We start from the raw sequence: 11,839 nt of genomic DNA on the forward strand, positions 1-11,839 counted from the left end.
TTGAGTCCTCGAGATAAAAAGATTTCATTCGAAGCATAAACGCCAAGCTATAGCAAGACAACTAGTAATTATATATAAACTGTATAGCTCATAGAAAGCATTGTCATTTTAGAATATCAACTTACTGTAATTGATTGTTTTTCAATTATATATATTACATGTTTACCATTTTTACAAACCGGCAATTGTGAGATAAAAAGCGAAACTCACCTGTAGGTTGGCATCAAATTTGTTAAAGCGGAACGCTGTGTACGTATACAGCATATTATATCTTTAAGAGGATTATTTTTCTTAGCCTAATAGCCTAGTTATTGCCTTTACATACCTTATTTTATTGTATTGACTACTGGTACATTCTTTGCCCTATTGGCTGGCAGATAAGTGGCTATTCTTCGTCGCAGTTTGTCGTTCGTTGTCACCGGACATCCTTCCTATCCAGCTTGAACTAACCGCCATGAACTCCTCTGTCCTGATCATTCCTCCATCCGTACATGTGCGTATTGGCTGATCGGGCTCCGACGCCTGATCGTCGTGCTTGATTAAGCAAGCAACGAACCTGGTCGATACCTACTTCCAGCGTTGCAGACTACCCGTCAGCAACCGATTCTCCACCGAGGTTTAGCCCCTTAAACGCATACCGAAGTGTAGCTATGCGCCTCTTTTTTGCTATTCGTTTCACCCCACCTGCCGTTTTAATGGAAGAAATTATCCAACTCCTTCACTCCTATTCACGCTTTCGTTCAGCTGTACTCCGTTCCCTGGATATAGCCAGTCTGTCTAAAACAGACTTCGCTCGCATCACCGGGCTCGAAGCCAACTCAAAATACCGCCGTCAGATGAATCCATCGCTCTGGAAACCGGTCGAGCTACACCAGCTGGGAATTGAGTTAGGCCTTATCGATGGCAAGTCGTTTAAACTGGCGGAGTTAGCCATTTTGATTGATAAACTGCCCGCGCCACTTCGTAAGTCAGTTTGCCGGTACAGTTTGCTTACCAATGGAAAGCTGCAACAACGTATTCAGGCTCCCGAATCCTGGCAACCCTACGAAGTCGACAAGGTTCTATATTTTCTGGAAACGATGCCTGCAGCAGTTTACTAGAACTGCTCCGCTGGCAGGAAGCGATTCGGCTATAAACCAGCCTGGGTTAACAGGTTCAGGTTGAGGAGGCAACCCGAAGCCCAAAATTGGCGTTTATGGTCTGACTAGCTCCTTTTTATGGCAACACGGCTTCCCTCCTTCCGTTTATTGCTGATCGCCTCGGGCGTGTTCAGTGCTTTTACCGGCTATGGCCAAACACGTTGCGCCGACCCGCTAACGTTTGCACCCGTTAACGTACCCAGCCGGGTAGAATGGAGCAAATTTCCCGCCTTCTCGTTGCCGACCGCGTTTACGGTCATCTACGGCGCCCCACGTTTTTCGGGCGATGAAAACGGACCGCTTACCCACGGGTTCAACCGGGTACGTATCGGCAAGGCGGGCGAGTCGATTGGAACGCAGCAGCGCGTACTCGAATGGTCGGGTTTTGCCTATGGCCTGAATCAACCCTGGGAAACACTCGAAAGCCCCTGGGCCAACGACCTGACTGCCTACCGGGCGCGCTGGGAAGCCTGGCTACGCGAGCAGTCGGGCGGGCAGACCAATGCGACAGGGCAGTTTGTACTCCCTGCCGACTTACTGATGGTCGATATTGAGCGGCAGATCGACACCGACGTGGGTATTCTGGCCCTGAAGGCCAATACGGCAATCCCGGCGCAATACCGCGCCTTGTCGGACGCCGACTTTGTGCAGGCGTATAAACGCGACATGGTGGCGCTGTATGCCGAGGGGCTCAGCTACATCCGGCAACGGGCCGACCTCTCGCGCACCTTGCTGGGTACGTATAGCGACACCCCCATCCGTAACACGTACCTGAACGTAGTGGCCAACTCCTGGACCGACTGGACCACCAACCCGACCCGCCTGAGCTACCTCACCAAAGACAGCGGCGGGCAACGCGTGGGTGGGGCGTTCTACGACCAACTCTCGTTCCTGGGGCCATCGGCTTATTATTATTACGATTACGGCGACCCGGCCCGGCCCAACCCGCTGGCGGGCGATTTTCTGGCGTATATGCTGTTTCAGATCGAGGCAAACCGCGCCTGGAGCAGCAAGCCCGTGATTCCGTTTGTCTGGCTTCGTTTTCACAACGGCTTCAATGATTATCCGAAGCAGATTCCTGCTCACATGGCCGAAGCGACGGCGATTTTTCCGTTTTTGTCGGGCGCCAGGGGGCTTTGGCTGTGGGACGAACAGGGACTGGCCGAACGACAGCAGGATGCCCTTGTGGCCTACGACCGGTTTATCTACGGCCTCTACCGGTTGTCGCAATTCAACGACATATTCCGGGGTACTTATGAGCTGGTAGCAGAAACCAACGCCCGCGACCTGATGAACGACCGTAAACCCGTCTGGCGAGGTGTTTTTGCCGACAACAAGTTCCTGGTGGCCGCCCACAACCCGTATGCAGCCGACAACCAGCAGACCATTGTACCGATTAGGTACAAAACCTGGCAAGGTAGCCTGACCCTCACCGGCAAGGAGGTCGCGCTGTGCCAGTATGACCTTAGCCTGCTGGCCACCGAACCAACGTTACCCACTCTGCGTGTTTACCCAAATCCCGCGAGCCATCAGCTAACGATCGAAGCGCCAGCAGCTGGTGAAGTAGCCCTGATCGACGTGCAGGGGCGGGTTTTGCGTCAGTTTATGCTGACTGGGTCAGCCCCGCTGATTGTGGATACCAGTTGGCTTCCTGCCGGCCTTTACCTTATTCGTAGCAAAGGCGTTACTAAACAGGTTGTTATCCGTTAACACCTACGTATTTTTTCAATGTACAGTAGCCAAATCTATACTTTTTAAGTGTACTTAATCTTATTTACGCAAACGTTAGTTTTAAATTAAGAGCATTTTTTACTATAAAAATAATATATTCCACTTTTTTATAAACGTCAGATTACAGTAATTGCATGGATAAACGCATATCCATATGAAATTACTTTCACTAAAGACGTTGCCAGCACTGGCGACACTAGGTACAATCGGTCTGTATAGTTGTTCGCAGCCCGAGTCATCACAAACCGTTATGCGTAATGGGCGGTTACTGGCCGTCGGCTGTGACTCCATGGCAACCCTGCCCGACCCCTACGCAACCCCTTCCGTTTCGCGGCCTAGTTCGGTAGTAGCATGGCCCACGGGGAGGACCCCTACGGCTCCGACTGGATTCACGGTTACAGAATACGCCCGCGGGCTCTCTTACCCACGCTGGACGTATGTGTTACCCAACGGCGATGTGCTGGTTGCGCAGGCCGCTACCTCTAACAGTGCAAACCGAATTACGCTCTTCCGCGATACAAACAAAGATGGTAAGCCCGACGCCTCCTACGCGTTTCTGAGTGGTCTGAACAAGCCGCTGGGCATGGTCTATCTGGGCGGCTATCTATTTATTGCCAATACCGATGGCCTGATGCGCTACCCGTACACAAGCGGGCAGACCAAGATCACGGCAACGGGCACCAAAATTCTTACCCTCCCCGCAGGTGGTTACAATAACCACTGGACCCGTAACGTAATCGCCAATCCGGCTGGCACGAAGCTGTATGTATCGGTGGGGTCGGCCAGTAACGTGGGCGAATACGGTATGCAATATGAAGTACGCCGGGCTGGTATTCTAGAGATCAACCCCAACGGAACGGGTGAGCGCATTTATGCCAGCGGCCTGCGTAACCCGGTAGGGATGGCGTGGCAACCGGGCACAGGTACGTTGTGGACGGCCGTTAATGAGCGCGATGGACTGGGCGACGAGTTGGTACCCGATTACATCACGAGTGTAAAAGATGGAGGTTTCTACGGCTGGCCTTATTCATACTACGGTCAGCGGGTCGATCCCCGTCGGCAGGGTGAGCGCCCCGATCTGGTGGCGTCAGCATTGGTGCCCGATTTCGCGCTGGGGTCGCACACGGCTTCGCTGGGTCTGGCTTTCTACGACAAAACGACGTTCCCGGCTAAATACCTCAACGGTGCTTTTGTGGGCCAACACGGTTCATGGAACCGCTCGACGCTGGCAGGGTACAAGGTCTTGTATGTTCCCTTCGTAGATGGCAAACCCTGCGGCAAACCCGAAGATTTCCTGACGGGCTTCGTCGCCAACGCGTCGACTCGTCAAGTGTATGGTCGGCCGGCGGGGGTTACCGTCATGCCAGATGGATCTCTGCTGGTGGCCGATGATGCCGGTGGCCGTCTGTGGCGCGTACAGGCTAAATAATCGGTCTATTCCTATCTGTATCCCAGGCAGCGGGCTACCTGAAGCGATGGTTTCGGGTAGCCCGCTGTTTTGTTTACGGCTCAACCGAATCAGGATATTTCAGGAATGGTCGTGCCGAAGGCCTGATTTATGTCATGGGCTGAACATTTCGGGGCTCCCTGCTATTGATACGAATAAGCACCCGCCGGGCCTTCTCGACGCCCCTGCGCTGGTGCTTTGATCAGATCGTATAAACCAATGCTTTCAGCACGCCGCTAACGCCGCTGTCTTGGGTTCAGGCCAATGCCCCATCAGCAATTCGCGTGAATCCATTACATCCCTGTTAGCCGCGTGCCATCCTCGCTCATGAACCGACTTGCCAGCGAAACATCCCCCTACCTCCTCCAACACGCCCATAACCCCGTCGACTGGTTTCCGTGGGGCGACGAAGCCCTTGCCAAAGCCCGCGACGAAGACAAGCCTATTCTAGTGAGTATTGGCTACTCGGCCTGCCACTGGTGCCACGTGATGGAACGCGAATCGTTTGAGAACGAGCAGATTGCCAAGATCATGAACGAACGGTTCGTGTGTATCAAAGTCGATCGGGAAGAGCGTCCCGACGTAGACGCGGTGTACATGGAAGCCGTGCAGGCGATGGGGGTGCAGGGTGGCTGGCCACTCAACGTGTTTCTGATGCCCGACGCCCGCCCTTTCTACGGACTTACTTACGCCCCGCCGCAAAACTGGGCCAACCTGATGGTGGGCGTCAGGCAGGCATTCGACGAAAATCGCGATGAGCTGCTGCGATCGGCGGAAGGGTTTGCGGAGCACCTCAACACGTCGGAAAGCGCGCGTTTTCAGTTGCAGAATGCTGAGCCGGTTTACGCACAGGAGACCGTTGAGACCATGTACCGTAAACTAGCCACCCGCTTCGATACGGAATTGGGCGGTACGGGCCGCGCGCCTAAGTTTCCGATGCCATCGATATACACCTTCCTGCTTCGTTACGCCGATCTGACGGGCGACGCCTCGGCGTTTCAGCAACTGACGCTCACGCTCAACCGCATGGCGCTCGGCGGCATCTATGACCAGCTTGGTGGTGGTTTTGCCCGCTATTCGACGGATAAGCACTGGTTTGCGCCTCATTTCGAGAAGATGCTCTACGACAATGCGCAGTTGCTGACCCTCTACAGCGAAGCGTTTGCCATGACGGGCAGCCCCTTGTATCGCTTCACGGTGTACCATACTATCGAGTTTCTGGAGCGCGAACTGCTCAGCCCCGTCGGTGGCTTTTATTCGGCACTGGATGCCGACAGCGAGGGAATCGAAGGAAAATTTTACACCTGGTCGGCCGAGGAGTTGCAGTCGATCCTGGGCGACGAGTACGACTGGTTTGCCCAACTGTACACGATCACGCCTGAAGGCAACTGGGACATTGGGCACGGCCACGGCCGAACCAATATCCTGCACCGCACGGAAACCAATCCGGCCTTCGCCGATCAGATGGGCTGGACCGCTGCCGAACTGAATCAGCGCCTCGAAGCCGCCAAAGCAGCGTTGTTGGCCGTACGCAGTCAGCGGGTTCGGCCCGGCCTCGACGATAAAATCCTTTGTTCGTGGAACGGGTTGACCCTGAAAGGGCTGGTGTCGGCCTATCGGGTATTCAACGAGCCCGAATTTCTGTCGATGGCCCTGCGACTGGCGTTCTTCATCAAGCAGAAACTCACCGATGGACGCAACGGCGGGCGGCTATGGCACAGCTACAAAACCGGCCCGGATGGCGTAGGGCGGGCGCGGCAGCTGGGTTTTCTGGAAGATTATGCCGCCGTCATCGACGGGTACGTTGCCCTGTATCAGGCCACGTTTGCCGAAGAGTGGCTCACTGAAGCCGACCGGCTTACGCAATATGTGCTGGACCATTTCAACGATCCTGACGAACCGCTGCTGTTCTTCACCGACAAATCGGGCGAAGAACTGATTGCGCGGAAAAAGGAACTGTTCGACAATGTCATTCCGGCCTCCAACTCAATCATGGCGCAGAACCTGTACACGCTGAGTTTACTGCTGGAACGCCCGGATTACGCCGAACGGGTCGATCAGATGCTGGGCTTGATTCAGCCCCTGCTCGACAACGAGGTGAATTACCTGACCAACTGGGCATCGCTCTACACGCTGCGGGTACGTCCCACGGCCGAGATCGCCATCGTTGGGCCCGACGCGCAGGCCTTTCGCCGCGACATCGACGCCAAATTTTTCCCCAATAAAGTGATCGCGGGCACCGACACCCGCAGTTCGCTCCCACTGCTCGCGCAGCGCGGTCCCATTGATGACCAGACGGCTATTTATGTCTGTTACAACCGCGCCTGCCAGCTACCCGTCACCAGCGTTTCCGCCATGTGGGAGCAGGTGGGGTGAAGGAGAGTTTAGAGTTTAAGGTTTCGAGTTTGGAGTTGGCTGGCGCGTCAGCAACGTACCTGCGTCAGCCAACTCCAAACTGAAAACCTTAAACGCCAAACTGCAGACCGCAAACGCCAAACGTCTACAGCTTCAACCGAAACTTGCCATTGGTTAGCGTGACGGTATCGGTCTTGTCCTGACGTTTGTAGCCGTTGCCTTCCGGGTCGATGTCGGAGTCGTAGCCCGTTGTTTTGGTAATGGCTTTATCTTCCAGTTTACTGGTCAGGCGACCCAGTCCACCGAAGACGGTAGCCGAGGCCTTTTCTTTCCAGTAAGAACCCGCCAGGGCGACACTGCTGAATTGAGCTTCCAGAAACCCGTCAGCCCCCTGCTTTACGATCATCGTTTCGTGGTTGTTCTGCGATTTGCCCACGTGGTATTCCATTCGGGGTTCGCGGGTTTCCTCCACGTACTTGATCACGGCAATGCCCTTATACGTACCCGCGGCCAGTGCTTCTTCCCAGTTCTTTTTGGTGTCGGGCTTGTCGGCGTCGACGATCAGGTACGTTCCCGGCACCAGGGCGTCGGTTTTGTCGGCATTACCGAGCCACACGCGGATCGAGCGGTCGGGTTTAATGCTGTTGGCGGTGATCCACCAGTAACGGCCCAGCTGAATACGGCGGGGTTGCGTTTCGTAGGGCTTCCCGTCGATCTGAACGGAGAACCGGTTATCGTTGGCAATCTGGCCGAACGAGGCAGTCGTAGCGGCAAGCAGTAGCAGTAAAGCGTATGCGGATTTCATGAGCGTGTTGGCTATTCTTTTCTGTCCGAAAAGTAGCCGCTATCACCCCTGAATTTGTTACCGATTTCGTTATCGGTCGGTCGCTTTGCAAACGGCAGCGCGAGTAGGTGACTCCAGGTTAAAAAACCCGGTTCTTCGACCGGAACTGAATCGTCAGGCCCGCCGAAAAATTGACCATACTCAGCGTGCGGCTGGCGCTATACGTGGTTACGCTCGTCAGACCGCCCAATTTCTCTTCAAGCGGGATGTTGTTGAACCGAAACGTGGCGGTGGAGTAATCGGTGTTCATGTGCAGGCCCACCACAGGCGAGAGCCGATACCGGAGCGTCATGCCCAGGCTGCTGCCAATGGCGGTCGACTCCTGATTGCCCGACCGGAAACTGGCTTCAACCGAGTTGACGGTTCCCTGCACGCAGGTTTCCGGGCAGGTAGCCCAGGCTTGACCGGCCAACGCCCGGAAGTCGATGGCAACACGGCCAAGCGGTACGGTTACGTAGGGGCCCAACATAACGCTACGGCTTTGCCACTGTCCTTTGGCACCTGCCGAAGCGATAACCTTGACTGGCTCGCCTGCCAGTTGCGGGTATTGCTGCGCCAGAGCGGCCGGCTGAATGGTGTGCTGTACGGTTTCGTAGCGCGCCATGATACCCAGCGGACCACCTAACCGATAGCCGCCCGAGATGCTTAACGCCCGCCCCGAGACAGCCAGACCACTGCCGGAGGTTTCGGTGCAATTCGCCACTTTCCCGAAGTTGCCCGTTGGTAAGCTGGTGCCGAGGGATATGGAAAAGAAACCGTTTTTTTGCAGGCTATTGTAGATGAAAGCTTTCTGCGCCCAGCTGGCCGAGGTGGTCAGTAAGCACGACAAGAGTAGGATAGAGCGCCATTTCATAGCAAGACGTGTTCATATAAGGAGTTGGGTTAATAACCGTACCACAAAAGCAATGCCACTACTAGTAACCCACCGTCTTTTTACTCATGAAATCTGATACGACTACTCAGCTACTGGAACAACTAGTCACTAATCAGCACATTAGAAAAACAGGTTTTCCCGATGGCCTGGTACTTTCCTACCGTTACAATCCCGCCTGGGCCTACCGCCGACTCGACGTAAATCTATTTTTTACGACCATTTCGGTCTTCACGCTACAGCGTCTCTTGCCTCTACTCGCACCCACCGAACAGGCCCTCGCCGACCACTTCATTGCCGCAGCGCTAGGTACGTACCCAACGTTTCGGAACGAGCCGAATCTTCCCTTTTCAGAGCAGGTACCCCCACCAGGCGGCAATTCGCTGGGTGACATTTCGCTGGGCGGCATTCCGCTGGGTACGTATAATTTTTATGCGACGAATCCGTCGAGGCATTTTCCGAATGGCTGGCTCATGCACCGCTACCGTCATTTCAAGCTTCCCGACGACATCGACGATACGGCGATGGTGTACCTAACCACCCGCCCCACCCCTGCCGACCTCGACTACCTGCATCGGAAGCTGGCCCGACACGCCAACCGAACCCGCCTGACCATTCGGAATACCTTCGCCGACTACCGGTCGCTGCGCGCCTACTCTACCTGGTTTGGCGAACGTATGCCCATCGAGTTCGACGCCTGTGCGCTCGCCAACATGCTCTATTGCGTGTATGAGAACAGGCTCCCAATTGACGAGTACGCCATCGACAGCCTGACGATACTGGCCGATATGGTGAGCAGCGACCGCTATCGCACGGCCCCTTTTCACTGCGCGCACAACTACGCCACTACGCCCCTGATCAGCTACCACATCGCCCGGCTGATGGCAGCGCACAACCCGCCTCTCCTACAATCTGTCCGATCTAAACTGATTCAGGATATGCAGGCGTTGGCGACCCAACCGCTGAACCCGATGGAGCGGGTTTTGCTGGATACGTCGCTGCTTCGGTTGGGGCAACAGCCGCCTCCGCTGGACCTGACGGGGATCCCGTCGGCTTTCGGGTCGTTTTCGTTTTTTATTGCAGGTATGCTTTCAGCCTACGAGCAGCCCCTGCTACGTCGGCTGGCCCTAAATCCGTTCTGGCACATTCGCTGGCAGTGCGACGATCATTGCCGGGTGCTGCTGATTGAATACCTCATACTGCTACGATCCGCCTCGCAGGTACGTTAGGTACGTCCACCGATTACTTATCTCTCAAGACTTTATTGCCGATTGCGGATCAGCGCAATGCCCGTAGCCGCCAGTACGCACAGACCAGCCATAAACAGCCAGAGTACCGTAAACCCAAACCGTTGGGTGAGTTGTGCACCCAGAAACGGACTGCCTACCTGCGCCAAGGCCCAGGCCATGGAATACAGCCCCATGTATTGGCCCCGGTTGCTGTCAGACGCCCGGTTGGCCGCGAAGGTGAGCAGAAACGGCATAGCCAGAATTTCACCCGCCGTAAGCAGGAATACGGCTAGCCACTCAACGCCGGGCAGTTGGGTCTGAATCAGCGTCAGCAGCGCCACCCCTGTCAGCAAAATACCCACCGTAGCAATGCCCAGCCGACGCGGGTAACGCTGTTCGAGCCAGTAGACCAACGCCATTTCGACGGCCACAATCAGCAATCCGTTGAACGCATTGAGCATCCCGATTCGGGCTTCCTGCAAGCCCAGTCGCTGTTTCAGGTACAGGGGCATCAGGCTAAAAAACTGCATGAACGCGGTCGTGTAAGCCACCACGCAACCAATGAAGATCAGGAATGTGCCATCCCGCCAGGGCGACCGAACGGGCACGACATCCGTAGCCTGCCGGATGGCGGTCTGTGGGCGAGCCGGACGCGGCAAGGCATAGACCAGATAAAGGGCAGCGCCAATGCAGGTGAGGCCATCGGCCCAAAACAGCAGGTGGTAATTGATCCCCGCCAATATACCGCCAATACCACCGCCGACCGCCCAGCCCAGATTGATGGCCAACCGGTTGAGCGAATAGGCGCGGGTACGGCTATCGGGCGTGCTGTAATAGGCCAGCGCAGCGTTGTTGGCGGGCCGGAACGAGTCGCCCAACATAGTAAACAGGAATACCAGCCCGCACAGCCACTCGAAGCAGGTAACGAATTGCAGCGCTACCAGCATACACCCGCCAAAGAGCAAACTGCCGGCCTGAATCCAGTAGAACCCGATGCGGTCGGTGAGTTTACCGCCCAGGAACGTACCCAGCAAGGCGCCTGCTCCGTAGATCGCCAGCACAATGCCTGCCTGTTCCACCGTAAACCGCAGTTGCTGGGTCATGTAGAGCGACAGATAAGGCAGCACCATCGTTCCCGACCGATTGATGAGCATCACCACCGCCAGCAACCACACGGGCCGCGTCAGTCCGGTATAGGCGTTTCGGTAGAGTTGTAGCAGCATCGTGGGGTTCAGACTTCGGTGGCGTCAGGTCAAAACAGGGCAGGTACGTACCCGGCAGTGTCAGGCTTCGCTGTACGACACGCCATTGTCGGCCAGGAACCGCTTGATCACATCGGCGTGTACGCAGGCCCCTACATTCAGAAAGGGGTAATTCGACACGCGGGCTTTTCGGCCATTGACCAGCACGTGCTGATTTTCGATGTCGAAACCCAGGTGCAGGTGGCGCGTTTCGGACTGCATGCCATACACAATCCCATTAACGTCGAACAGGGGGCCACCACTTTGCCCGCGCAGCCCCGGCGTACTCAGCTCGATACCGGTTACGTTGGCACCATCGTCAGACAGCAGCCGGGTGATGATGCCGTCGATCGGGAATTTGGGCGTGGTATCGCGGCCTTCGACCGTCCACTCGATGTCGTTGTCCCGCTCATTGAAGCGGTAGTTGGTAAATTCGGGAAACGGATAGCCCAGTCGGCACAGCGACCGACCCGGCCGTGCCCGAGCGCTGTCGCGCAGGAAAACGGCGTGGCTTTTATAGAGCAGTCGTTTGTAGCCTTTGAACTGTATCAGGGCCAGATCCTGCGTGGGGTGCAGCTCGATTTTCAGGTCGGTAAACTGATCGACGCAGTTCATGAACAGATTCCGCACCCGAATGACCGTTTCGGGTTGAATGCCAAATTCTTTCTCCGTTTTCTGGAGCAGATGGGCGTAGTTTTTATCCCGCTGAAACTGCCGGATGGCTGCCCGAAAGGCGTTGTATCGGCCAAAAATGGCATTCGACTGCTGGATGATCTCGGCGACGTGTTTGCAGGTAACGGCGCAGGCCTCATTGTTTACAAAAAACAGCGTGGCCGTTCCGGGCACAATTTCGTTGTGGCCGTAGAGGCGCAGAATGGAATGTATTGGGCGGGTAAATAAATCGACTCGATCGATAGCGTCAGCAAACATAGCGGCAAAAGTAAGGCTGCGCCGCCTGGAAAAAAGGAGCGGGAGCCCATAG

At 55.5% G+C, this 11,839-nt stretch carries 9 protein-coding genes; 5 read left to right on the forward strand and 4 right to left on the reverse strand.

Annotated elements, in window-relative coordinates; translation table 11 throughout:
• The first annotated feature begins 650 nt into the window (after positions 1-650).
• From ACAW74_RS01575 to ACAW74_RS01590, 4 genes are all read left to right on the forward strand, one after another.
• On the forward strand, positions 651-1,100 hold the full coding sequence (locus tag ACAW74_RS01575) for a hypothetical protein (RefSeq protein WP_370696432.1): 450 nt from the start codon (positions 651-653) through the stop codon (positions 1,098-1,100).
• A gap of 117 nt (positions 1,101-1,217) precedes the next feature.
• Positions 1,218-2,849 carry a T9SS type A sorting domain-containing protein gene (locus ACAW74_RS01580; protein WP_370696433.1) on the forward strand — a complete coding sequence of 544 codons (1,632 nt, stop codon included), beginning with the start codon at positions 1,218-1,220 and terminating at the stop codon, positions 2,847-2,849.
• A gap of 175 nt (positions 2,850-3,024) precedes the next feature.
• Positions 3,025-4,299, forward strand: a complete 1,275-nt coding sequence (locus ACAW74_RS01585) for a PQQ-dependent sugar dehydrogenase (RefSeq protein WP_370696434.1) — start codon at positions 3,025-3,027, stop codon at positions 4,297-4,299.
• Between the two features lie 345 nt (positions 4,300-4,644).
• Positions 4,645-6,693 (forward strand): thioredoxin domain-containing protein, encoded by a 2,049-nt coding sequence (locus ACAW74_RS01590; protein ID WP_370696435.1) that lies wholly within the window; start codon positions 4,645-4,647, stop codon positions 6,691-6,693.
• A 124-nt stretch (positions 6,694-6,817) separates the two neighbouring features.
• Here ACAW74_RS01590 and ACAW74_RS01595 read toward each other — a convergent pair whose 3' ends face one another.
• Together ACAW74_RS01595 and ACAW74_RS01600 are read right to left on the reverse strand one after the other, a co-directional pair.
• Complete coding sequence (locus ACAW74_RS01595) at positions 6,818-7,477, reverse strand: hypothetical protein (protein ID WP_370696436.1); 660 nt, start codon at positions 7,475-7,477, stop codon at positions 6,818-6,820.
• 118 nt (positions 7,478-7,595) lie between these two features.
• Positions 7,596-8,369, reverse strand: coding sequence for a hypothetical protein (locus ACAW74_RS01600; RefSeq protein WP_370696437.1), 774 nt, complete (start codon positions 8,367-8,369; stop codon positions 7,596-7,598).
• Between the two features lie 86 nt (positions 8,370-8,455).
• On the opposite strand from ACAW74_RS01600, the gene ACAW74_RS01605 reads away from it, so the two are divergent.
• Complete coding sequence (locus ACAW74_RS01605) at positions 8,456-9,616, forward strand: hypothetical protein (RefSeq protein ID WP_370696438.1); 1,161 nt, start codon at positions 8,456-8,458, stop codon at positions 9,614-9,616.
• A 32-nt stretch (positions 9,617-9,648) separates the two neighbouring features.
• Here ACAW74_RS01605 and ACAW74_RS01610 read toward each other — a convergent pair whose 3' ends face one another.
• Positions 9,649-10,839, reverse strand: coding sequence for an MFS transporter (locus ACAW74_RS01610; protein WP_370696439.1), 1,191 nt, complete (start codon positions 10,837-10,839; stop codon positions 9,649-9,651).
• Between the two features lie 60 nt (positions 10,840-10,899).
• Positions 10,900-11,787: a trypsin-like peptidase domain-containing protein gene (locus tag ACAW74_RS01615; RefSeq protein ID WP_370696440.1), complete on the reverse strand. Its 888-nt coding sequence runs from the start codon at positions 11,785-11,787 to the stop codon at positions 10,900-10,902.
• Between the last annotated feature and the right edge of the window lie 52 nt (positions 11,788-11,839).

This window comes from Fibrella musci, from assembly GCF_041321105.1.
GTDB lineage: Bacteria > Bacteroidota > Bacteroidia > Cytophagales > Spirosomataceae > Fibrella > Fibrella musci.